This is a genomic window from Celeribacter persicus, assembly GCF_003050785.1.
GTDB classification, from domain to species: domain Bacteria; phylum Pseudomonadota; class Alphaproteobacteria; order Rhodobacterales; family Rhodobacteraceae; genus Celeribacter; species Celeribacter persicus.
In genome coordinates, this window is record NZ_QAOH01000001.1 from 143,523 (window position 1) to 164,522 (window position 21,000).

The 21,000-nt window shown below is 59.1% G+C and carries 24 protein-coding genes; 13 read left to right on the forward strand and 11 right to left on the reverse strand.

Translation table 11 applies throughout. The annotated features are described in order from the left end of the window. Positions 1 to 49 precede the first annotated feature (49 nt). Both C8N42_RS00785 and C8N42_RS00790 read left to right on the forward strand, forming a co-directional pair. Positions 50 to 1,663, forward strand: coding sequence for a hybrid sensor histidine kinase/response regulator (locus C8N42_RS00785; RefSeq protein ID WP_170109150.1), 1,614 nt, complete (start codon positions 50 to 52; stop codon positions 1,661 to 1,663). Then, complete coding sequence (locus C8N42_RS00790; protein WP_107814638.1) at positions 1,635 to 3,035, forward strand: sigma-54-dependent transcriptional regulator; 1,401 nt, start codon at positions 1,635 to 1,637, stop codon at positions 3,033 to 3,035. Before C8N42_RS00785 ends, C8N42_RS00790 begins: the two co-directional genes overlap by 29 nt. Positions 3,036 to 3,052: 17 nt before the next feature. On the opposite strand, the gene C8N42_RS00795 is transcribed toward C8N42_RS00790, so the two are convergent. Further along, positions 3,053 to 3,811 carry an NAD kinase gene (locus C8N42_RS00795; protein WP_107814639.1) on the reverse strand — a complete coding sequence of 253 codons (759 nt, stop codon included), beginning with the start codon at positions 3,809 to 3,811 and terminating at the stop codon, positions 3,053 to 3,055. Between the two features lie 302 nt (positions 3,812 to 4,113). Between C8N42_RS00795 and glyA the strand changes: the two genes are divergently transcribed. Both glyA and C8N42_RS00805 read left to right on the forward strand, forming a co-directional pair. Further along, complete coding sequence (gene glyA / locus C8N42_RS00800) at positions 4,114 to 5,409, forward strand: serine hydroxymethyltransferase (RefSeq protein WP_107814640.1); 1,296 nt, start codon at positions 4,114 to 4,116, stop codon at positions 5,407 to 5,409. 75 nt (positions 5,410 to 5,484) lie between these two features. Further along, entirely contained in the window at positions 5,485 to 6,333 is an 849-nt protein-coding gene (locus C8N42_RS00805; protein WP_107814641.1) for a DUF817 domain-containing protein, read from the forward strand. Here the strand turns inward: C8N42_RS00805 and C8N42_RS00810 are convergent. Continuing rightward, positions 6,308 to 6,667, reverse strand: coding sequence for a hypothetical protein (locus tag C8N42_RS00810; RefSeq protein ID WP_211309130.1), 360 nt, complete (start codon positions 6,665 to 6,667; stop codon positions 6,308 to 6,310). The two genes, C8N42_RS00805 and C8N42_RS00810, sit on opposite strands and share 26 nt — an antisense overlap. Before the next feature lie 64 nt (positions 6,668 to 6,731). On the opposite strand from C8N42_RS00810, the gene C8N42_RS00815 reads away from it, so the two are divergent. Beyond that, entirely contained in the window at positions 6,732 to 7,514 is a 783-nt protein-coding gene (locus C8N42_RS00815; RefSeq protein WP_107814643.1) for an alpha/beta fold hydrolase, read from the forward strand. Between the two features lie 18 nt (positions 7,515 to 7,532). Here C8N42_RS00815 and C8N42_RS00820 read toward each other — a convergent pair whose 3' ends face one another. Further along, positions 7,533 to 7,721: a CTP synthetase gene (locus C8N42_RS00820; RefSeq protein WP_107814644.1), complete on the reverse strand. Its 189-nt coding sequence runs from the start codon at positions 7,719 to 7,721 to the stop codon at positions 7,533 to 7,535. Positions 7,722 to 7,926: 205 nt separating this feature from the next. Here C8N42_RS00820 and C8N42_RS00825 point away from each other — a divergent pair, with 205 nt between their 5' ends. The 4 genes from C8N42_RS00825 (at position 7,927) to C8N42_RS00840 (ending at position 9,648) form a co-directional block, all read left to right on the forward strand. After that, positions 7,927 to 8,064, forward strand: coding sequence for an entericidin A/B family lipoprotein (locus C8N42_RS00825; RefSeq protein WP_107814645.1), 138 nt, complete (start codon positions 7,927 to 7,929; stop codon positions 8,062 to 8,064). A 60-nt stretch (positions 8,065 to 8,124) separates the two neighbouring features. After that, positions 8,125 to 8,262 carry an entericidin A/B family lipoprotein gene (locus C8N42_RS00830; RefSeq protein WP_107814646.1) on the forward strand — a complete coding sequence of 46 codons (138 nt, stop codon included), beginning with the start codon at positions 8,125 to 8,127 and terminating at the stop codon, positions 8,260 to 8,262. 151 nt (positions 8,263 to 8,413) lie between these two features. After that, on the forward strand, positions 8,414 to 9,070 hold the full coding sequence (locus C8N42_RS00835) for a hypothetical protein (protein WP_107814647.1): 657 nt from the start codon (positions 8,414 to 8,416) through the stop codon (positions 9,068 to 9,070). Next, positions 9,067 to 9,648, forward strand: coding sequence for a hypothetical protein (locus C8N42_RS00840; RefSeq protein ID WP_107814648.1), 582 nt, complete (start codon positions 9,067 to 9,069; stop codon positions 9,646 to 9,648). Before C8N42_RS00835 ends, C8N42_RS00840 begins: the two co-directional genes overlap by 4 nt. Before the next feature lie 30 nt (positions 9,649 to 9,678). Here the strand turns inward: C8N42_RS00840 and lepA are convergent, their stop codons facing one another. Continuing rightward, positions 9,679 to 11,478, reverse strand: a complete 1,800-nt coding sequence (lepA, locus tag C8N42_RS00845) for a translation elongation factor 4 (protein ID WP_107814649.1) — start codon at positions 11,476 to 11,478, stop codon at positions 9,679 to 9,681. A 90-nt stretch (positions 11,479 to 11,568) separates the two neighbouring features. Continuing rightward, a complete protein-coding gene (locus C8N42_RS00850; protein WP_107814650.1) occupies positions 11,569 to 12,402 on the reverse strand; it encodes a DUF3800 domain-containing protein in 834 nt (277 codons plus the stop codon). Positions 12,403 to 12,617: 215 nt separating this feature from the next. Here C8N42_RS00850 and C8N42_RS00855 point away from each other — a divergent pair, with 215 nt between their 5' ends. Further along, positions 12,618 to 12,935, forward strand: coding sequence for a hypothetical protein (locus tag C8N42_RS00855; protein ID WP_107814651.1), 318 nt, complete (start codon positions 12,618 to 12,620; stop codon positions 12,933 to 12,935). Further along, positions 12,932 to 13,663 carry a DUF4336 domain-containing protein gene (locus C8N42_RS00860; RefSeq protein ID WP_107814652.1) on the forward strand — a complete coding sequence of 244 codons (732 nt, stop codon included), beginning with the start codon at positions 12,932 to 12,934 and terminating at the stop codon, positions 13,661 to 13,663. Before C8N42_RS00855 ends, C8N42_RS00860 begins: the two co-directional genes overlap by 4 nt. On the opposite strand, the gene C8N42_RS00865 is transcribed toward C8N42_RS00860, so the two are convergent. Further along, positions 13,653 to 14,105 (reverse strand): low molecular weight protein-tyrosine-phosphatase, encoded by a 453-nt coding sequence (locus C8N42_RS00865; protein ID WP_107814653.1) that lies wholly within the window; start codon positions 14,103 to 14,105, stop codon positions 13,653 to 13,655. The two genes, C8N42_RS00860 and C8N42_RS00865, sit on opposite strands and share 11 nt — an antisense overlap. Positions 14,106 to 14,182: 77 nt before the next feature. Between C8N42_RS00865 and C8N42_RS00870 the strand changes: the two genes are divergently transcribed. Then, on the forward strand, positions 14,183 to 14,872 hold the full coding sequence (locus tag C8N42_RS00870; RefSeq protein ID WP_107814654.1) for an NAD-dependent deacylase: 690 nt from the start codon (positions 14,183 to 14,185) through the stop codon (positions 14,870 to 14,872). A gap of 219 nt (positions 14,873 to 15,091) precedes the next feature. Here the strand turns inward: C8N42_RS00870 and C8N42_RS00875 are convergent, their stop codons facing one another. The 5 genes from C8N42_RS00875 to meaB all read right to left on the reverse strand — a co-directional run bounded on the left by C8N42_RS00875 (position 15,092) and on the right by meaB (position 18,305). Then, positions 15,092 to 15,643: a prolyl hydroxylase family protein gene (locus C8N42_RS00875; protein ID WP_107814655.1), complete on the reverse strand. Its 552-nt coding sequence runs from the start codon at positions 15,641 to 15,643 to the stop codon at positions 15,092 to 15,094. 146 nt (positions 15,644 to 15,789) lie between these two features. Further along, the gene (locus C8N42_RS00880) at positions 15,790 to 16,278 is read right to left on the reverse strand and encodes a copper chaperone PCu(A)C (protein WP_107814656.1); all 489 of its coding nucleotides are present in this window, start codon (positions 16,276 to 16,278) and stop codon (positions 15,790 to 15,792) included. 41 nt (positions 16,279 to 16,319) lie between these two features. Then, positions 16,320 to 16,667, reverse strand: coding sequence for a hypothetical protein (locus C8N42_RS00885; RefSeq protein ID WP_107814657.1), 348 nt, complete (start codon positions 16,665 to 16,667; stop codon positions 16,320 to 16,322). A 122-nt stretch (positions 16,668 to 16,789) separates the two neighbouring features. Next, positions 16,790 to 17,077 carry a 50S ribosomal protein L28 gene (gene rpmB / locus C8N42_RS00890; RefSeq protein WP_090062109.1) on the reverse strand — a complete coding sequence of 96 codons (288 nt, stop codon included), beginning with the start codon at positions 17,075 to 17,077 and terminating at the stop codon, positions 16,790 to 16,792. Positions 17,078 to 17,327: 250 nt separating this feature from the next. Then, the gene (meaB, locus tag C8N42_RS00895; protein WP_107814658.1) at positions 17,328 to 18,305 is read right to left on the reverse strand and encodes a methylmalonyl Co-A mutase-associated GTPase MeaB; all 978 of its coding nucleotides are present in this window, start codon (positions 18,303 to 18,305) and stop codon (positions 17,328 to 17,330) included. Positions 18,306 to 18,433: 128 nt separating this feature from the next. Between meaB and hrpB the strand changes: the two genes are divergently transcribed. Beyond that, a complete protein-coding gene (gene hrpB, locus C8N42_RS00900) occupies positions 18,434 to 20,848 on the forward strand; it encodes an ATP-dependent helicase HrpB (RefSeq protein ID WP_107814659.1) in 2,415 nt (804 codons plus the stop codon). Positions 20,849 to 21,000: the final 152 nt, after the last annotated feature.

The window sequence follows — 21,000 nt, forward strand, 5'->3', positions numbered from 1 at the left end:
CGGCCGCGTTTTTGTTACTTGTGCGTTGGTAGATGGTAAGGGCTTGAAATTGGAACAAGGTGATCCGCAAAGCTATTCTCTTCTCATAGAAGACGCAGGACGTCTTTCGCTGCTGGCCCATGATATTCGCGCAACCTATACCGAGTTACAGATCACCCTGAGCACGCTGCGCGACAGTTTTCCGGTCTCCCCCGCCCTTGGTCGGGAACTCAGCCGACTGTCTCATACAGGAGCTCACCTCGGACGGCTGCTCAATGAGATGTCCGGCGCGCTGTTTCAAAACCATCAAAACGGTCCTTATCCCGCGCTTTTCAGCACACCGCGCCGCACTCTCGCCGGTCTCGTGCAACGCTGGCGCGGCATCACCGAGCAACTCGGCTCGTATCTTCTGCTTCAAGGCGAAGAGAATATGCCGGAAACTGCGGCCTTCGACATGCTGGCTTTCGAACGTGTGCTCTCCAATCTTGTCTCCAACGCGTTGCACCATGCCGGTCCCGGACCGATTTCCATCGACATCTCCCGCTCAGATCAGAGCACGGGCGAAACGTTGCTAGTACGCATTCGAGACGCCGGACCGGGCTTTCCCTCAGAGGTGCTTACCCGCGCCGCCCCCGCACCTCTGCCAATCGGCTCGGGTGAGCCCGGCTCCGGTTTCGGCCTCAGGATCGCCTGTGAGGCCACACGTCAGCTCAATGGCCATCTTACGCTGCATAACCCGCCCGATGGCGGGGCCGAAGCCTGTCTCAGCGTGCCGCTCCCGGAACTGTCGCCGCCTTCCGATCCCGTGGCGGAGATGGTGCCCGCGTTGCCCACCGGTCTCACCGCGCTACTGGTCGAGGACAGCGCAGCACTTCGCCTGCAAATGCGGCAACATCTTGAGGCGCTGGGAATCAGGATTGTCGAAGCCTCGGACGGAGCAGCCGCACTCCACTTGCTGACGGCGTGCAGCCGCCAGTTCGACGTCGTTTTCCTCGACATCGAACTGCCGCTTCTGTCGGGCAATCAGGTGCTTTCCATCCTGCGCAGCCGCAACGTGCCGTTGCCGCCTGTAATTGCCATCACCTCGCATGTGTTCGAAAGCAACATCCGCGCCATTCAACTCAGCGGCGCCGATGCCGTGATCTGCAAACCGGTCATCGGGGGCAAGGACATTCTGGACAGCCTCGTCCGCGCCCTGCACATGCACCCCAACAGTCCCACACCTCTTTCGTCGGCAACCCACCCGCCGGTCGTCTCCTCATTCAGCCCTCAATCTAGGCAACCTGATGCAACCGCGAACCACACCGGAACCTGCCTGCGCCACATGGTACGTCATTTGCCCAAGGAAATGCGCCAGACACTTCTTCGGCAAGTGGCTATAGATCTGAATCACCATCTCGAAGCCGCCTTTTCCGCCGCCCGAGCGGTCCCCTCACCGCTGGCCCTCGCAGAGTTGACGCGCAGTGCCCATACCCTGTCCGGGCTTTTCGCCTCGGCCTGTCACGAGGAGGCGCGACAACTCGCCCTGTCGGTTTCGGAAAGGGTAATGAGGGACGAGCCGACGGAAATTATTGCGATCCTCGATCAACTCCGCCAAACTGCCGAAAATATTCAGTCCGAAATTCATTCCATTATAGATAGAGAAACGAACGGCCATGTCTCGAAACCCCATACTGATCGTTGACGATGTCGAGACCCACCTGACCCTGTTTTCCGCCACGCTCGAAGAGGCCGGTTACGACATCGTCGTCGCGCGCAATTGCGCCGAGGCCCGGGATGGCGCGCTTGCTCATCAGCCGGAGTTGGCACTGATCGACATCGTTCTGCCCGATGGCAACGGCATCGACCTGATCACAGAGCTGAAAACTCGGTTGCCCGCGCTCAAATCGATTGCCGTCACCGCCTTTGCCACCGTTGACCGCGCGGTCACCGCGATGCGCAGCGGCGCCATTGATTTTCTCGTGAAACCGCTGGACCCCGACCAGTTGCTCGCCGCCATCGCCAATGCCGAAAGCGGACGCAGCATCGGTCAGCAGGATCGGGGTAGCCGCGTCGACGGTGTCGGCTTCGATTGCCCTCTCGGGTCATCGGAGATCATGCGCGACGTATTCGACACGATCAACGCCGTCGCCGGCTCCGCAGCCCCCGTCTTCATCACCGGTGAAAGCGGCACAGGCAAGGTCCGGGCCGCCGAGACCATTCATGCCCGCTCCGGCTTTCGCGATGGAGGCCTCATCAAGCTCGACTGTTCCACCGCCGCACCTGAGCGGATCGAGGCGGAACTCATCGGCGAAAGTGCACACTGGGACGCAAGGACCGAAGGCAAGGGCATACCCGGTGCGGTCGAAAAGGCGCAGAACGGAACCTTACTGCTCGACGAGATCTGCGCCCTGTCCTTGCCGATGCAGGCGCGGCTTTTGGGCATCCTGCAAAGCGGCTCGGTCACGCCTCTGGGCGGTTTGTCACCCCGGCCGGTGAATTTTCGCCTGATCTGCACCTCCACCATTGATCCCCGCGCCGAAGTGAACGCCGGTCGTTTGCGTGCCGATCTGTTCTACCGGCTCAACGTGGTGCCTCTGCATCTGCCACCGCTGCGTGGGCGTGGCATGGATGTGGTGGAAATCGCCGAGACCGAACTGGACAAACTCTGTGCCCGCGAGGGGCGATCTTTCCGCACCCTCTCGACCGAGGTCAAGGCAATTTTTCTCGATCACAACTGGCCGGGAAATCTCCGCGAATTGATGAATGTCCTGTGGAATATCGCTATTCTGCATGACGGGCCGGTGGTCGAGGTCGCTGACCTGCCAGCCTATCTGCGCAATCCGCAGGCCTCGGAGGACGGCGTGCAAAACGCCGGCGCCTTCTCCCTCGTGTCATCCAATCCGTTCGACGGGCAGACCCTCGCCGAGATCGAGCGCCGCGCCATTGAGCATGCGATTCAGAAGGAGGGCGGTTCGATCCCGGCGGCGGCGCGCAGCCTCGGGGTCTCGCCCTCGACACTCTATCGCAAGCTCGACAGCTGGGGCAAACCGGTGCGCGGCAAACGGGACTTGTAACCGTCCCAGGCGATCTGTCAGACGAATTGTTCGCGCAAAAGCCGCTCTTCGAGCCCATGACCGGGATCGAACAGGATGCGGTGCCTGACCTTCGGCTCGGAGGCGATCTCGACCCAAAGCACATTGCCCGCATGGCGGCTGTCGGCATCGGCCATCACCGGGCGCTTGCTGGCCTCCAGCACATCGAAACGGACCTTTGCCGTACTCGGCAAAAGCGCGCCGCGCCAGCGCCGGGGCCGGAAGGCGGCCATGGCGGTGAGCGCCAAAACATCGGACCCAATGGGCAGGATCGGACCACGCGCAGAATAGTTGTAGGCGGTCGACCCGGCAGGCGTAGACACGAGCACCCCGTCACAGACCAGTTCCTCCATGCGGATCTTGCCATCTATGGAAACGCGCAGTTTGGCCGCCTGTGGCCCCGCGCGCAGAAGCGAGACCTCGTTGATCGCCAACGCCCGCCGTTCGCTCCCATCCTCGCTGCAAGCCACCATGGAAAGCGGATTGATCACCTCTTCCTCGGCCTCCGCGAGACGTTCGACCAGATCGTCCTCGCGAAACTCGTTCATCAGAAACCCGATGGTGCCGCAATTCATGCCGTAAACCGGCGTGTCGAGATGCATCGTGCCGTGCAGGGTCTGCAACATGAAGCCGTCGCCGCCGAGCGCCACGATCACATCCGCCTCTTCCATCGGCACCGACGGGTAGCGCGCCAGCAAGCGCGCCAGTGCGGATTGGGCGATTTGGGCATCGCTGGCGGCAAAGGCGATCTTGACCATCACAGGCCCTCTTGAAACGACATGTTTGCGCCCTCAGTAGCAAAGCCCGCCGGGGATTTCACCTGAATTCCTGAGGTGTTGCGTGCAAACCCCTGCACTTCTGGCCGCACATCCGACACGACTTACCGTCACGATGTCTCGCCACTCAGAGACGCCAAAGGAAGAGGATCGGAAACATTCGCCCCATTCTGGGACGCAAGCGCGCACCGATTCATGATGATTATGCACCGACAAAGGGTTTTCGAACTGTCACAGAATGGATAAGAAGCGCGCGACACTCCCATCCTGCCAAGGAGCATAGCATGACGGCCAATGTCCGCGATTCCGGTTTCTTCACCGAGGCACTCGCCTCCCGCGACCCAGAGCTGTTCGACAGCATCACCAAAGAACTTGGCCGTCAGCGCCACGAGATCGAACTGATTGCGTCCGAGAACATCGTGTCTGCCGCCGTGATGGAAGCCCAGGGCTCCGTCCTCACCAACAAATACGCCGAAGGCTATCCGGGCCGCCGTTACTATGGTGGCTGCGAATTTGTCGACATCACCGAGAACCTCGCCCGCGACCGCGCCAAGGAACTCTTCGACGTCAAATACGTCAATGTCCAGCCGAACTCCGGCTCTCAGGCGAACCAGGGCGTCTACAACGCGCTTCTGCAACCGGGCGACACCATCCTCGGCATGAACCTCGCCTCCGGTGGCCACCTGACCCACGGCGCCTCCGTCAACCAGTCCGGCAAATGGTTCAACGCCATTCAATACGGTGTGCGTCAACAGGACCAGCGCCTCGATTACGATCAGGTCCGCGAGTTGGCGCTTGAGCACAAGCCCAAGCTGATCGTCGCCGGTGGCTCCGCCATTCCGCGCCAGATCGACTTTGCGAAATTCCGTGAGATCGCCGATGAAGTCGGGGCGCTTCTCATGGTCGACATGGCCCATTTCGCCGGTCTCGTCGCCGGTGGCGCGCACCCGTCGCCCTTCCCCTATGCCGATGTGGCGACCACCACGACCCACAAGACGCTCCGTGGTCCGCGCGGCGGCATGATCCTGACGAACGACGTCGAGATCGCCAAGAAGGTGAACTCCGCCATCTTCCCCGGCATTCAGGGCGGGCCGCTGATGCATGTCATCGCCGCGAAAGCCGTGGCCTTTGGCGAGGCGCTGCGTCCCGAGTTCAAAACCTATGCCGAACAGGTGGTGAAGAACGCGCAGGCGCTCTCCGACCAGTTGATGAAAGGCGGACTCGACATCGTCACCGGCGGCACAGATACGCACGTTCTGCTCGTCGATCTGCGCCCCAAAGGCGTGAAGGGGAACGCGACCGAGAAGGCGCTTGAGCGCGCCCACATCACCTGCAACAAGAACGGCATCCCGTTCGATCCGGAACCGCCGATGGTCACCTCCGGTGTCCGTCTCGGCACTCCTGCGGGCACCACGCGCGGCTTTGGCGAGGCTGAATTCCGCCAGATCGCCGACTGGATTGTCGAGGTGGTAGACGGTCTTGCCGCCAATGGCGAAGAGCACAACGCGGAGGTTGAAGCCAAGGTGAAAGCCGAGGTCGAAGCCCTCTGCGAGAAATTCCCGCTTTACCCGAACCTGTAATTATCCGACATTCGAACCAATCAAAGGGGCCTCCGGGCCCCTTTTTCTTGCACGTTAACGATCATCACAGGCTCCATGTCCCAGCCCACCTCTCTCGAACGCCGTCTGGGCGACTGGCTCCGCGCCCGTCTACCCCATGCCATCACCGAACTGGTCATGTTCACCGTCAAGATGGGCTGGGCCGCGCTCTTTGGCGGGCTGCTGCTCATCGCCATGCTGGCGACTCACACCCTTTGGCAAGACAACTGGCCCATCGCGCGCTATGATGCGCTTCTGGCCTATGCATTGGCGCTTCAGATCCTGTTCCTGATCTTCCGGCTGGAAACCATCGGTGAGGCCAAGGTGATCCTGTTGTTTCACCTCACCGGCACCATCATGGAGATTTTCAAACTCCACATGGGCAGTTGGGGCTACCCCGGCGCGGGGGTGATCAAGATCGGCGGTGTGCCGCTGTTCTCGGGTTTCATGTATGCCTCCGTCGGCAGTTTCATGGCGCGCGCCATCCGTCTCTTCGACATGCGTTTCGCCCCCTATCCGCCCTATTGGACTTCGCTTCTGTTCGCCTCAGCCATCTATCTGAATTTCTTCACACATCACTTCGGCCCGGACATCCGCATCGGCCTGTTTGCCGCCTCGCTCATCCTCTATGCCCGCACCCGCGTCTGGTATCGGATCGGCATGTGGCACTGGATGCCCATGCCGCTGGCCGGGCTGCTCTCCGCCTTCTTCCTCTGGATTGCCGAAAACGTCGGAACGGCCACGCGGATATGGCTCTACAAGGGACAAAGTGCCGGCGAACTGGTCAGTTTTGCCAAAATGGGCTCATGGTATCTCTTGCTCTATGTGAGCTTCGTCACCGTCACGCTTGTACAGCGCGACGCCTTGCAGACCGACCGCTTCACACCAGACCGCGCCAGACCATAATGCCCAGCACCAGACCGAGGGTCACAAGGATCACAAAGGCAATACTCGCGATCAGATCGAGCAACCGGTTCTTGCGCCGGGTCTTCACATCCTGACGCTCCAGGAAATATTTCAACTCCTTGAACGCCTTATCGACCTTTTTCTGCTGAACCTGTTGGGCCAGTTTCGGATGCGCCTCAAGCGCAAGCGCCTCGACGATCACTGCGGATTTCCGGCGTGCCCAACGCGGCAAACGACGGCCTGCATGTTTCACCTTGGCCTCGAACCCTTCTCCCAGACGCACGCCAAGACGATCGCGCATCAGCGCGGCAAGCTCTTCGGATCTGTGCATCACGGAATGGTCCATGGTGATCTTTTAAGGGGTTTGCCACCGAGGGCCAAGGCGCTATCTCTGTGCCATGCTCAACACCGTCTTTACCGGTCAGCCGACCGACCGCGCCCCCCTTCTTATCGTCCACGGCCTGTTCGGCTCCGCCCGCAACTGGGGCGTGATCGCGAAACGGCTTTCCGATCAGCGGCTTGTCGTCTCCGTCGACCAGCGCAATCACGGGGAAAGCCCGCGTTTCCCGACCCAGAGCTATGAAGATATGGCCAGCGATCTCGCCGAGGTTCTGGAACCTCTCGTCACTGAGCACGGGCCGTTGCACGTTATGGGGCACTCCATGGGCGGCAAGGCGGTCATGGTGCTGGCGCTGACCCGACCCGAGTTGATCAAGTCCTTGATTGTCGCGGATATTTCGCCCGTCGCCTACAGCCATGACAACACACCGCTGATCGAGGCGATGCGCGGCATCGACCTGTCCACGGTGGAGAAACGCTCCGACGCGGACCGGCAACTGGCGCATGATGTTCTGGACGCCGGCGTGCGGGCGTTTTTGCTGCAAAGCCTCTTGGTTAAAGAGAAAAAATGGCTTCTGAACCTCGATGTTCTGGAAGCCGAGATGCCGAAGATCGTCGGTTTTCCGGAAATCTCCGGAACCTATAAGGGGCCGGTGTTTTTCCTCTCCGGCGGCGAAAGCACCTATGTGCAGCGCGATCATCGGGAACGTTCGAAAGCCTTGTTCCCCAACGCGAAATTCGCCTCCATACCCGGCACGGGCCATTGGCTCCATGCCGAGAAACCGCGCGAATTCGAGGCGGCGATGCGCGCCTGGATGGAAGCGGTGGATGCCAAAGCCTGAGCCCCGGCTCTTATGACTTCAGGAAAACTCTTCGGTGATCTTCTTGGCGATGTACAAGGTCACCGGGATCGCAGCGACAAACCCGATGGCAGCCGAGATGAGAATGGGTTGAAGCGTGTCTTTGCCCATGGTGAGGGCCACCACCACGGCAGTCCCCATCAGGGTCGTGGAAATGAGCGAAAAGAGGATGCCGGCTAATCTGTTCATGGGCTTGGTCCTTGATGGCGTTGCATTCATTCGCGCAGATGTGACGATAAGTTGATTCAACAATGCCGCTTTGATCGGGGTCAAATGCGATCGCGGCAAACCGCCTGACATCTGTGCCGCAGTTCCCCGGAAACAATTGAGCCCCCCGGAAAACCGCGCTACCACATCGGGGCCCCACAACGGGGACAGTGTGAGGGAGACAAAGATGAAACGTGTGATTTTGATCGGCATGACGCTTTTCGCGCTCGCCGCCTGCGAAACCGTCGAAGGCGCGGGCAAGGACATCTCGAAAGCCGGTCAGGCGATTTCGAGCGCCAGCCGCGACGTGCAATCGAGCATGTGAGCGGGAACCGGCAGGGCGCCGCGCGCGTTACCTCCTCGAATGCAATGCAAGGAGAGTGACATGAAACGCGTGATGATTTTGGGTGCCATGCTGTTGTCTTTGGCCGCCTGTGAAACCATTGAAGGGGCCGGTCAGGATATTTCCAAGGCGGGTTCTGCGATTTCTCAGGAAAGCCGTGAGGTGCAAAGCGAGATGTGAGTCTACCAGCATACACACTAAGACGCCCGCCAAATTGGTGGGCGTTTTTATTTGGCGTGACATAGCTGGCACCTAAACCCGAGCTTAGGTGCTTCAGCATCCTTGAGATACATGATCAAAGAGAATACGGGCTCCACTCAAGACAATTTTATTGCTTGATATAATTAAGCCGCTTATCGTTGCTGCGAAGATAGAAGGTGTGGCATTGGCGAAAAAATTTTTAGCCTCAGTATCAGTTGTACCGCTTTTATATCTGATAGGGTTGTACTTTATCAGCGGCTATTATGGCTTCTTCGGCGTCGAAACCTCCGAGATAAACATAAGCGTTGAAGAAATTATATCGTTCTCAATAAAAGCGATATTTGCTTTTTCTACAGAAGACGAATTTTTGTGTATCGTGATCGGGCTAGTTATTGGCACGGCAATTGTCTGGTTATTCCCATGGCTTTTAACAGCTGTAAGCGGTCGAAAGCAAATCCAAACGTTGAGCACACTGCCTACCTTAGTCATATTGGTATGCTTTGCATTTCTTACGGCAGTTTTGTTCAACGCTGCGCAGCTAGGCAGAAGCGCTGCAGGAGACAACATTGAAAATTTACCCTTTGTTATGATGCTAAAACTACCGAACGAACCGGATAAAATTCCCGGCGAAAGCAGAGTTTGGCATGATTGGAGTTCCCTACAGTTTCTAGTGATGACAAACAGTCACACGGTTTTGGTAGATTACGATGAAGATCAAAAGACGCTGCATACGGTACGGCTCCCAAAAGATGCAGACTTCGCAATATTATCGAGGGTTTACAAATGAACATCTGGAAGTTCTTCAGCATTATAGCCGTCTTTCTCGCTTGGACCGGAGTATGTGACGCCGACCAAATTGACGAGACACAGCCTCGCCTCACAGATGTCACTATTAAAGCGGTATTTGTCGAGTTAATGGGAGATTATGCCCGTTTCCCACCTCTGATAGCGCAAGTCATTCAAACAACTCAAACTGAAACTAGTTCTATACTCAAAGTTAGGGTTTGCGGAAACCTCGGCACAATAATAGACTTATCCGCTAAAGACTATCGCCCTACAAAAGCAAGTTGCAACAAGGGGACAGCGCCAATTGTGCTCCCAAGTAATCTTTTTACGAGCGCGGGAGCCCCTGCGAACTTCATGTTTCTTCATGGCGAGACATGGAACTCAATTCCGGTAGGCGACCTTTCTTTGAGCCCCGAGGGCGTTGCAGTATTAAATCTTGAGGGCAAAGAGCATGCACCGCAAATACCCGCGGATATTGTATGGGGCATCGTCCCTTCGAATAACGGTGAAGTGACAGTCTTCGTAAACCCGTATCTACCCCCCCCCCCCGATGCAGTTGGCTTGGCCCCATCAGATTAACGAAAAGCCCCGCTACAGCAGGGCTTTTCGTTAGTTATCCATTTTCAATGCGCTGATAAACGCTTCCTGCGGGATTTCCACTTTCCCGAACTGGCGCATCTTCTTCTTGCCCGCCTTCTGCTTTTCCAGAAGTTTCTTCTTCCGGGTGGCGTCGCCGCCGTAGCATTTCGCGGTCACGTCCTTGCGCAGCGCCGAGAGGGTTTCACGCGCGATCACCTTGCCGCCGATGGCCGCCTGGATCGGGATTTTGAACATGTGGCGGGGGATCAGCTCCTTGAGCTTTTCGCACATCGCCCGCCCCCGCTGTTCGGCGCGGTCGCGGTGGACCATCATCGAAAGCGCGTCCACCGGTTCGTCGTTCACGAGAATCTGCATCTTGACGAGGTTGTCCTCGCGATACTCGGTGAACTGATAATCGAAGGAGGCGTAACCTTTCGTTACCGATTTGAGCCTATCGTAGAAGTCGAACACAACTTCATTGAGAGGGAGATCGTAAACCACCATCGCGCGGGGGCCCGCATAGGTCAGGTCAAGCTGGATGCCACGGCGGTCCTGACAGAGTTTGAGCACGTCACCGAGGTATTCGTCGGGCACGAGGATCGTCGCCTTGATCCGCGGCTCCTCAATGTGATCGACATAGGTCAGATCGGGCATGTCGGCGGGGTTGTGCAGGTCCTCGACCGAACCGTCCTTCATGTGGACCTTATAGACCACGGAGGGGGCGGTGGTGATCAGGTCGAGATCGTATTCGCGCTCCAGACGGTCGCGGATCACTTCGAGGTGCAACAACCCGAGGAAGCCACAACGGAAACCAAAGCCGAGAGCGGCAGAGGTCTCCATTTCGGAGCTGAACGAGGCGTCGTTCAGTTGCAGTTTCTCGATGGCGTCGCGCAACGCCTCGAAATCGTTGGCATCGACCGGGAAGAGGCCGCAAAACACCACGGGGATCGAGGGTTTGAAGCCCGGAAGCGGCGCGGCGCAAGGTTTCTTGTCATGGGTGATCGTGTCGCCCACCTTGGTGTCGCGCACCTGCTTGATCGAAGCGGTAAAGACGCCGATCTCGCCGGGGCCGAGCGACGGAATATCGACCATCTGCGGCTTGAGCACCGAGAGCTTGTCGATCTTGTAGGTCGCGCCGGTCTGCATCATCTTGATCTGGTCGCCCTTTTTCACCGTGCCGTCGATAACACGGATCATGACGACAACGCCGAGATAGGGATCATACCAACTGTCGACCAGCATGGCCTTGAGAGGCGCGGTCACGTCACCCTTCGGTGCGGGCAGACGGTTGACGATGGCCTCCAGTACGTCGGGGATGCCGAGACCGGTCTTGGCGGAGATTTCCACCGCCTCGGAAGCGTCAATGCCGATGACATCCTCGATCTGCTCCTTGACGCGCTCCGGTTCAGCGGCGGGCAGGTCGATCTTGTTGAGCACCGGGACAATCTCGTGATCGGCGTCGATGGCCTGATAAACGTTGGCGAGCGTCTGCGCTTCCACCCCTTGCGTGGCATCGACGACCAGAAGCGAACCCTCGACCGCCTGCATCGACCGGCTGACCTCATAGGCAAAATCGACGTGACCGGGGGTGTCGATCAGGTTGAGAATATAGGTCTCTCCGTCTTTCGCCGGGTATTCGATCCGCACCGAGTTGGCCTTGATCGTGATGCCGCGCTCGCGCTCGATATCCATGGCGTCGAGCATCTGCTGCTTCATATCGCGCTCGGCCACGGTGCCGGTAAGCTGGATCAGCCGGTCGGCAAGGGTCGATTTCCCGTGGTCGATATGGGCCACGATGGAGAAATTGCGGATGTTTTTCAGCTCGGTCATGAGAGGCCTCAGCGCATGAAGGTTTGGCTGAGTTCTATGCGGGGAAAGGGGGGGAATGGCAAGGGGAAGCAACGAAAGCGTGGCTATGAGCTATCGTTTTTTGATCAGAGCTTCATTGGACTTGTAGAGTTTATTGACCATTTTACTGGTTTCTCCTTTGAGGCTCATATTCACTGGGCCTTTTATAAACTTCAAACCCCAGTTCGCGATCTGACCAGTGACAGGATCACACCAAAATTTTGGTTTTATTTCTCGAAAATAGCGTTGTTCAGGAATGCCAAAATTCGTTTTTGTTTCAGAAAGGCTTACGAAAAGTGCATGGGCGACCAAATCAGCCAAGCTGAGCAGCTCGTCGTCATTTTTCCCTACAGCTTCAATCAGCTGAGGATCTATATTCAAAAGAGTTTTTGAGTTTTCATATTTAGGGTGCGGATCGCTTCTGACCTTCGAAATAAAATTCCGTAATCGTTCGTAATTGTGTTTTCCCTTCTTCTCGAAAACGATACAGATATCTTTGGGTTTAATGGCATTGAGTTTAGCAAACTCAGCAACGCGCTCCAAAAGATACTGAGCACATTTATTGTAATAGCTTTCTGCCTGCTCAGCCCCGGCAATTTCGCTTCTATAGTTTCCAACGGTTTCTTTTTTAGACACGGCTCCAAAAGCGAGAAAATGCAGCCCCTTAGCTGAGCGAGCATAATATGATTTTTGCAAGTGGTTTAGTGCCGAACAGTGTAGCGTCCCCTTACCAATACGATCCTTTATCGCTTGCAGTTGCCCTTTGAGATTTTCATGTTCGGAAGCAACAACAAGCGCACCACCAACGATCAGAAATGGCTCTGAGCCCTTTGAAGAGATATCCGCGCGCACCCTTTCCAAATCTTGGTCGCCGCTCTCATCAACATAGAAAATATACTTTGCCATAGGAGCGCCCCCAACAATCACAGCGCAAGAATGCTATGTCATACAATTTCGGGCAACCCTTCGCTCACCTCCCCCTCCCCATAAAACTCCGTGATTGCCACAGCGCCAAGACTCAGGCATCCTGTCGCGCATAGTCACATCCACGCAGCCTGCGGCATTCAAGCCAGATCGCACCATGATCCCAGATGGGCGCGTATGTTGAGAGAGGCAGAGACATGAAGAGATCCCTTATGGCATTCGCCGTCGCCGCGACCACTGCGACCGCCGCCCTGTCGCCGATCCCGGCGAGTGCGGGTACGATCGAGCGGGCCTGCATGGCTTCGGATCGGGCCGCGAACAACCGCGCGCTTTGCGGCTGCATCCAACAGGTGGCCGATATGACGCTCTCCGGCAAGGACCAGCGTCAGGCCGCGAAGTTCTTCAAGGACCCGCAAAAGGCGCAGGACATTCGTCAGTCGGACAACCGGTCTCATGAGGAATTCTGGCTGCGTTACAAAGCTTTCGGCCAGGCCGCTGCGCAATATTGCGGATGAAGGATCGCGGACTCTACCCGCCCCTCAACACCCTCAAACCCGTCGCTCCCGAAATCTGGCTCGCAGACGGTCCGCCTGTACCATTTTACGGCATGAACTTCCCGACCCGGATGACCGTCATCCGGGTGGCAGGTAAGCTTTGGGTGCATTCGCCCATCGCGCTTGACGAAAGCCTGTTGGATGAGATGGCCGACCTCGGCCCCATCGGCTGGCTGATCGCGCCCAATCCGATCCATTACGTGTCGCTGAACGCTTGGGCGAAACGCTTCCCGAAGGCACAGGTCTTTGCCGCGCCGGGAGTGGCAAAACGGGCAAAGAAATTCAACGTGCCGGTGCCACCGCATGAGGTTCTGACCGATGTGGCCCCCGAAGGCTACGCATGTGACATCCGACAACGCGTCGTGAAAGGACACAAGTTCCTGCATGAGGTGGTGTTTTTCCATGAAAGTTCGAAAACACTCATTCTGACCGATCTCATCGAGAATTTCGAAGCGGAAAAGGTTGGAAAAGTGAAAGCTTTCCTGATGCGATTTGCTGGTATTCTCGACCCGGACGGCAAGGCCCCTGCGGATATGCGCGCCACCTTCCGCAACAAGGGAAAGGCCCGCGACGTGATCCGGGAGGTGATCTCATGGCAGCCTGAGCGTGTGATCCTGAGCCACGGGCGGTGGTATCGGGAGAACGGGACCGAAGAATTGAAACGCGCTTTTCGCTGGCTCAGGATCTGAGCGTAGCGAGAAGCCCGGTTGCCGCGGCTTCGATCAGGTCCAGCGCCTCATCGAAATCGCGGGTGTAATAGGGATCGGGCACGACCCGTTCGCCGGTTTGCGGTGCATAGGACATCATCAGAGTGACAGGTGTCTCGGAATCCGAGGGACGCAGGCGCTCGATATCGCGCAGGTTCGCCTCATCCATCGCGATAATTAGATCGAAACCCTCGAAATCCAAAACCGTGATCTGCCGTGCGCGCAGGGAGGACAGGTCATAGCCGCGTGCAGAAGCCGCCCGCTGCATCGGCCCATAGGGCGGCTCCCCCACATGCCAGTTGCCGGTCCCCGCACTGTCGACAATCACCGGAAGACGCGCGGCCTGCGCCTTGGCGGCAAACACCGCTTCAGCCGAGGGTGAGCGGCAGATATTACCGAGACAGACGAAGAGTATTTTCTGCATGGAGGCCCCTTTGCTCCTCAAAGCTACCCTTGCCGGGGCGGCAAGCGCAAGGCAGGGTGAGGAAAAAGGAGAGCGCGATGAAAGGCGGGATTTTCGTATTGTCCGGCGCGGGGCTTTCGGCGGAAAGCGGGCTGAAGACCTTCCGGGCCGAAGACGGGCTTTGGGAAGATCACCCGGTCGAGGACGTGGCAACACCCGAGGCTTTCGCACGCGATCCTGAATTGGTACAGCGATTTTACAACATGCGGCGGGAGCAGGCGGCAAAGGCCGAACCGAACCCGGCGCATCGGGCTTTGGCACGGCTGCAGGCGGAGCATGACGCCCCCGTATATCTGGTGACGCAGAACGTCGACGATCTGTTGGAACGCGGCGGCGCACGGGAGGTGATCCATATGCATGGTGCACTGAAAGACGCGCTTTGTGCCACTTGCGGACATCGCTGGGCGGCTCCGATGGTGATGGATATCAAAGACCCCTGCCCCACCTGCGGCACGCCTGCGACACGGCCCGATATCGTGTGGTTCGGGGAAATCCCCTATCACATGGATACCATTCAGGAGGCGCTGGAAGACAGCGATCTCTTTGTCTCCATTGGCACATCGGGCGTCGTCTACCCGGCGGCAGGGTTTAGCCAGATGGCGCGCAGCCTTGGCATCCGCACCATGGAGCTGAACCTCGCGGCCTCTGGCGGTCGGTTCGACGAGGTGCGTGAAGGGCTGGCGAGTGTCGTCGTGCCAGACTGGGTGGCAGAGATTTTGGGCGGCTGAGCGGGAATGAGTATTTCTGCCAAGAAGAAGCCACATCTCAACCTTGCATTAACCTTGAGCTGATTACGCTTGGCACGCGGTACAGGCGGGAGTGCCGATGACCGCCCAAGGAGAAGACGCGCCGGTTCGTGTGGCCAGAACCCTTCCGAAGGTCCGTCACAGAACGGAGGATCGGCAACCGGCGCGCACCCTTATGTGTTTTCTTCTTGGCAAAAATACTCAACGAAACGCCGGACCATGCACCCAGATCGAGAGCGAAAAGCGCTCACCCGAAGTAACGGGTGTCACCCGATGCAGCACGAAGGACGGAAAGAGCACGGCGGATCCCCTGACCCGGTTGGCCTCGCGAATATTGGCATCGGGCTGAAGCTCCAGAGCACCGCCGTCATACTCCGCCGGATCGGACAGTTGCACCACCATGGTCAGTTTGCGCCGCGACGCCAAAGCGCCCTCACCGATGTCGGAATGCCATGTGAAATGCCCCTGACGTTCGGCACCATAGCGGGCGACCTGCGGGCTTTCGCCGAACTCGGTGAGCGCGAAATCGAAATGCTCCCGATTGGCCTCCGCGACCAGACGCATGATCCGCTCCATGATCCACTCCCCGCCCGCGCGCTCATCGAGCCACGCGAGATCGGCACGACGTAGGTTGTGATCGGAACGGTTCTTCACAAGCCCCGCATCGGCAAGCTCTTCCTCACGCGCAAGCGTGACGATCGCATCACATTCGGCAGGCGAGAAAGCCTCCGGGAACGTATAAACGCTCAACATGATCTGTCTCTTCAACTGTCAAGAAAGGGGCGGGCCGGGCGGTAATGTCCCGTCTCGCTTACGAGTCATCTAATCCTTTTTGTGAGCCGCGCAAGAAAAAAGGCACGCGTCGAAACGCGTGCCTGTCATCACATATCTGGGTCGGATCAGTTGTTCATCTGGCCATGCTGCATACCAGTACCATCCATCGGCATGGCCGCCTCACCCCGTTCCAGGTCGACCGGAACCTCGACGGTGATGTCGCCAGCTTTCTCGAAGGTCAGGGTGACGGTCACTGTGTCGCCTTGGTTCATCGGCTGCAACAGCCCCATGAACATGACGTGATCGCCACCACGGGCCAGCGCATGGGTGCCATGGGCCGGGATTTCAAACCCTTCGGGCACATGCACCATTTTCATGATGCCGTCGCCCATGTCCTTATGGGTATGCAACTCGGTGATCTTGGAAATGTCGGATGTGGCGTCGATCAGGCGATCGGCCTCGTCACCGGTGTTCTCAATGATGAAAAAGGCTGCCCCCGCGCGGGCCATCATGCCCGAAGAACGGGCGAAGGGGTCGATGATGTTGATGTCGGCGAAAGCGGGCAGAGCGAAGGCACAGGCGGCAAGCCCGGCCAGAAGGGTGGTTTTGAACATGTGCAGTCCTTTGGTCGTAGGTCTTTAAAACGAAGGGAACATCAGACCAAAGGCGGAGCGCGGGCACAGGCGCGGGGCGGGAGCGTATCATGGCCCTCGGCGGCAAAACTCAGCGGGGTAAAACGCAGCACCTGCTGCGTCGGCGGTTGCAGGTCGAATGCATCCGCCAGCCCGGCGATCACGCTCAGAGCACAATCGGGACAAATGTGACTCGGGCCGATCGGCTGACCATCTGCATCCGTGAGCACGGTGATCGGTCCCGTGCCGGTACAGAGCACCACCGCACCGGAAGCATCGCGCATGGTGCCCCGCGCCACGGCCATGGACTGGGACGTGACGATGAGCAGGAACGCGACCAGAACGGCCTTTATCGTGCGGGTGATACGCATGGTGCAAGCACTTTAGCGATCCGCCCACGAAAGAAAAGGGGGCAAATTATGGGGCCGACACAACGAGAAAACCCCGCGAGGCCAACCTCACGGGGTTTCAAACTATGTCAAATCCGAAAGGATTACGCGGCAGCCTGAGCCTTCGCGATGTCTTTCTTGATTTTCAGCGCGTTGTCGGACAACTCGGCATCCTTGGCTTTCGCAAGGAAGGCGTCAAGACCACCACGGTGGTCGACGGAGCGCAGAGCAGCCGCGGAGATGCGCAGCTTGAAGGAGCGGCCGAGGGTTTCCGAAATCAGCGTCACATCGTTGAGGTTCGGAAGGAAACGGCGGCGGGTTCTGTTTTTGGCGTGGCTGACATTGTTGCCAGTCATCGGGCCTTTACCGGTCAGTTCGCAACGACGCGACATGGGTTCATCCTCGTTTCTACTTTCGAAAGCAAAGCTCTCGCAGTTTAAAAGACTCGTTTCCGTCTTATTCGGCCCTCTTTTACGCGCCCCCGCCCCGGACGCAAGTCCGAAAAGTGGCGGGAAACACGGGAAAAGACCGATTTTCAACAGAAAAGGACACAGCAATCAAGCCGCGCCCGAAATTCAGTTCGCGGTGCATAGGCGATCCGGGGAGAATCGTCAAGTCCAATCCAATGCCTAGAGACTCGACCTAGGCATCCTTGAGCGCCCTGAGCACATCCGCCGCCGCATGACCCGGCGTGATCTCCCCCTTGGACACCTTGCGCGCCAGCCCTGCGATCATCGACTTGAGGGGCTCTTTCTCAAGCTGCGACAACAGCCCGTGCCGAATATCCTGCGCGAACCAGTATTCCGCCTGCTCGGAGCGGCGTTTGTCAAAAAATCCGTTCTCCCGACGCCAGTCCGCCAGCGTGTTCATCTCGCCCCAGGCCTCTAGCAGGCCTTTTTCCTCGATGGCGGAGACGGTCATCGCCTTGGGGAAATCCTTCGGGTCTTGCGGGCGTTTGCGAATGAGCCGGAGCGCGCCCGCATAATCGGCACAGGTGCGTTGCGCCGCCGGTTTGAGATCGCCATCCGCCTTGTTCACAAGGATCAGGTCGGCCATTTCCATGATGCCGCGCTTGACGCCCTGCAACTCGTCGCCCCCCGCAGGCGCCAGGAGCAAAAGGAAGAGATCGGACATCTCGGAAACCACGGTCTCCGACTGCCCCACGCCCACGGTTTCAATCAGAATGAGATCATAGCCAGCGGCCTCACAGAGCGCCACCGCTTCGCGCGTGCGCCGCGCCACACCGCCCAACTCAGACTGCGAAGGCGAAGGCCGGATGAAGGCGTTCTTCTCCCGCGACAGCAATTCCATGCGTGTCTTGTCCCCAAGGATAGAGCCGCCCGAACGCGACGAAGACGGGTCCACGGCCAGCACCGCAACCTTAAGCCCCTGCCGGATCAGCATCATGCCGAAGCTCTCAATAAAGGTGGATTTGCCCACCCCCGGCGTCCCCGACAACCCGAGCCGAAGCGCCTGACGCCCGCTCTTGCCGACTTCTTCCATCAGTTCGATCGCCTGCGCCCGGTGATCGTCCCGCACGCTTTCGACCAGCGTGATGGCACGGGCCAGAGCGCGACGGTTCCCGGCGATGACCTGTTCGGCAAGTTGTTTGACATCCATGCTCTTCATCCTCCTCCGAACCACTTTCGGGCCCTCTGGCATGTTTTCCCGCAGGTGTCGCGCAATGTCCAGCCCAGCCCCCTTCATACCCCTTTTCGCGCCCTGAGCTTTCGCGCATAAGACATCGCATGTTCACACCGCGCCTGCCCATTGATGATGTTCTGGACGATCTGACTGCTGCGCTTCGTTCCGAAGGACGTGCCGTGCTCATGGCGCCCCCCGGCGCCGGGAAGACAACCCGTGTGCCTCTGGCGCTTTTGCCGGAAGTCGAAGGAAAGATCGTCATGCTGGAGCCGCGCCGTCTGGCGACGCGGTCGGCGGCGGAACACATGGCGGAAACGCTGGGCGAGCGCGCAGGCGAGACGGTGGGCTATCGTATCCGGGGCGAGGCGAAAGTGTCGAAGGCCACGCGGATTGAGGTGGTGACCGAAGGAATTCTGACACGAATGCTGCAATCCGATCCGGAACTGAGTGGGATCGGGGCCGTGATTTTTGACGAATTCCACGAACGCAGCCTGAACGCCGATCTCGGGCTGGCGCTGACATGGGAGGTGCGGCAGGCGCTGCGGGGCGACCTTGTGCTGATCGTCATGTCCGCCACGCTGGACGCCGACCCGGTGGCCGCGCTTCTGGACAATGCCCCGGTAGTCCGCTCCGAAGGTCGCGCCTTCCCGGTGGAAACCCGCTGGCTCGACGCCCCTCTGGCCAAGACCCAACGGCTTGAACAGTCCATCGCGGACCTGACGCTGCGCGCCATAAATGAAGCCCCCGGTTCCGCCCTCGTCTTTCTGCCCGGAGAGGGGGAAATTCGCCGCGTCCAGACGCTTCTGGAAGGGCGCGTCCCCGGCGATTGCGCGATCCGTCCTCTGTTCGGGGCGATGAAATTCGCGGATCAGCGCGCCGCCATCACCCCCGCCAAAGACGGGCGCAAAATCGTGCTCGCCACCTCGATCGCGGAAACCTCGCTGACCATCGAGGACGTGCGCATCGTGGTAGATGCCGGGCGGGCGCGCCGGGCACGGTTCGATCCGGGGTCCGGCATGTCGCGCCTTGTGACCGAACGGGTCTCGCGTGCCGAGGCCGAACAACGCCGGGGTCGCGCAGGTCGCGTCTCCGAAGGGGTGTGTTACCGGCTGTGGACCAAGGGGGAAGAAGGCGCCCTGCCCGCCTTTGCGCCCGCCGAAATCGAAACAGCGGATCTCACCGGGCTGGCACTGGAACTGGCGCTTTGGGGGGCTCAGGAGGGGGAACTGGCCTTTCTCACACCACCACCCACCGGACCTCTGGCGGAGGCGCGCGCGCTGCTGCACGGCCTTGGCGCGCTGGATACCGAGGGGAGGATCACGGCGCACGGCAAGGCTTTGGCGGCGAAACCTCTGCACCCAAGACTTGCACATATGCTGCAAATAGCAGGGCCACAGGCCGCTGATCTCGCCGCCTTGTTGAACGAACGCGATCCTCTGCGGGGGGCGGGCGTCGATCTGTCGCTGCGGATACGCGCGCTGACATCCCCCGACACTGCCGATCGCGGGGTGATCGAGCGTGTGAAACAGGAGGCCAGACGACTCCGGCAGGGACTGCCGCAGGCGGCTCCCATGAACCTTGGCGAAATGGCCGCGCTTGCTTACCCGGACCGGATCGGGCTGCGCCGCCCCGGCGATCAGCCGCGCTACCTGCTGTCCGGTGGCAAAGGCGCGGTGATTCCCGAGAGCGACGATCTAGCCTCCGCGCGGCTTATCGTGGTCACAGATACCGACGGGGCCGCGCGGGATGCAAAAATCCGGCAGGCTGCCCAGATCAGCGAAAGCGAGCTGCGCGGGCTGTATGGCGATCAGATCGGTTGGGTCGAAGTCTGTGACTGGGACAAGCGCGAGAGGCGCGTGGTGGCACGACGGCGCGAGATGTTCGGCGCGCTGATCCTCGATGACCGGCAATGGAAAGACGCCCCGCCGGAAGCCATCGCACACGGGGCGCTGGTTGGGCTGCGACAGATCGGCCTGCCATGGACAGATGCGGCAAAACGCTTTGCCGCCCGTGTGGCGCTGATGGCCGGGGACTATCCCGATATGTCGGAGGCGGCGCTGATGGAGCGCCTCGAAGATTGGCTCCTGCCCTATCTCAAAGGTGCGAAGACGGAGGCGCAGTTGCGTGCCCTCGACATCACGGACGCGTTGCGCGGGATGCTCGACTGGGACCAGATGCAGCGGCTCGACCGCGAAGTGCCCGGCGCGTTTAAAAGCCCCGTCGGGCGGAAATTGCCTATTGATTATTCGGGGGAACATCCGGAGGTCACCGGGCGGTTGCAGGAGTTTTTCGGCACAAAAGTGCACCCAACCGTGGGACCGAAACGCGTGCCCTTGAAAGTGGTTCTCACCTCTCCCGCCCATCGCCCGGTTCAGGTGACGATGGACCTGCCGAATTTCTGGAAAACCTCCTATGCGGATGTGCGCAAGGACATGCGCGGGCGCTATCCGAAACACCCATGGCCCGAGGACCCGACCGAGGCCGATCCGACGCTTCGCACCAAACCGCGGGGGACGTGAAAAGCTTTTATTAAAGCGCCCCACCTTTAACCTGAGCTATCAGATAAAGGCGGGGCGCGCGCAACACTCATATCTTGCACTGCGTTTCGCCAAAAGCTGTGTCTCAGGTTTTTGGCGGAACGCTTTAAAGACTGTGACAGCGTTCCGGGAGA

Bases quoted from the DNA above. Each gene is read 5' to 3' on its own strand.
- meaB (WP_107814658.1), bottom strand. From the start codon at position 18,305: ATGGATGTCAAACAACTTGCCGAACAGGTCATCGCCGGGAACCGTCGC.
- hrpB (WP_107814659.1), top strand. From the start codon at position 18,434: ATGTTCACACCGCGCCTGCCCATTGATGATGTTCTGGACGATCTGACT.
- C8N42_RS00855 (WP_107814651.1), top strand. From the start codon at position 12,618: ATGAAGAGATCCCTTATGGCATTCGCCGTCGCCGCGACCACTGCGACC.
- C8N42_RS00825 (WP_107814645.1), top strand. From the start codon at position 7,927: ATGAAACGTGTGATTTTGATCGGCATGACGCTTTTCGCGCTCGCCGCC.
- C8N42_RS00885 (WP_107814657.1), bottom strand. From the start codon at position 16,667: ATGCGTATCACCCGCACGATAAAGGCCGTTCTGGTCGCGTTCCTGCTC.
- glyA (WP_107814640.1), top strand. From the start codon at position 4,114: ATGACGGCCAATGTCCGCGATTCCGGTTTCTTCACCGAGGCACTCGCC.
- C8N42_RS00840 (WP_107814648.1), top strand. From the start codon at position 9,067: ATGAACATCTGGAAGTTCTTCAGCATTATAGCCGTCTTTCTCGCTTGG.
- C8N42_RS00795 (WP_107814639.1), bottom strand. From the start codon at position 3,811: ATGGTCAAGATCGCCTTTGCCGCCAGCGATGCCCAAATCGCCCAATCC.
- C8N42_RS00850 (WP_107814650.1), bottom strand. From the start codon at position 12,402: ATGGCAAAGTATATTTTCTATGTTGATGAGAGCGGCGACCAAGATTTG.
- C8N42_RS00880 (WP_107814656.1), bottom strand. From the start codon at position 16,278: ATGTTCAAAACCACCCTTCTGGCCGGGCTTGCCGCCTGTGCCTTCGCT.
- C8N42_RS00790 (WP_107814638.1), top strand. From the start codon at position 1,635: ATGTCTCGAAACCCCATACTGATCGTTGACGATGTCGAGACCCACCTG.
- C8N42_RS00815 (WP_107814643.1), top strand. From the start codon at position 6,732: ATGCTCAACACCGTCTTTACCGGTCAGCCGACCGACCGCGCCCCCCTT.
- C8N42_RS00820 (WP_107814644.1), bottom strand. From the start codon at position 7,721: ATGAACAGATTAGCCGGCATCCTCTTTTCGCTCATTTCCACGACCCTG.
- rpmB (WP_090062109.1), bottom strand. From the start codon at position 17,077: ATGTCGCGTCGTTGCGAACTGACCGGTAAAGGCCCGATGACTGGCAAC.
- C8N42_RS00865 (WP_107814653.1), bottom strand. From the start codon at position 14,105: ATGCAGAAAATACTCTTCGTCTGTCTCGGTAATATCTGCCGCTCACCC.
- C8N42_RS00805 (WP_107814641.1), top strand. From the start codon at position 5,485: ATGTCCCAGCCCACCTCTCTCGAACGCCGTCTGGGCGACTGGCTCCGC.
- C8N42_RS00875 (WP_107814655.1), bottom strand. From the start codon at position 15,643: ATGTTGAGCGTTTATACGTTCCCGGAGGCTTTCTCGCCTGCCGAATGT.
- lepA (WP_107814649.1), bottom strand. From the start codon at position 11,478: ATGACCGAGCTGAAAAACATCCGCAATTTCTCCATCGTGGCCCATATC.
- C8N42_RS00870 (WP_107814654.1), top strand. From the start codon at position 14,183: ATGAAAGGCGGGATTTTCGTATTGTCCGGCGCGGGGCTTTCGGCGGAA.
- C8N42_RS00830 (WP_107814646.1), top strand. From the start codon at position 8,125: ATGAAACGCGTGATGATTTTGGGTGCCATGCTGTTGTCTTTGGCCGCC.
- C8N42_RS00860 (WP_107814652.1), top strand. From the start codon at position 12,932: ATGAAGGATCGCGGACTCTACCCGCCCCTCAACACCCTCAAACCCGTC.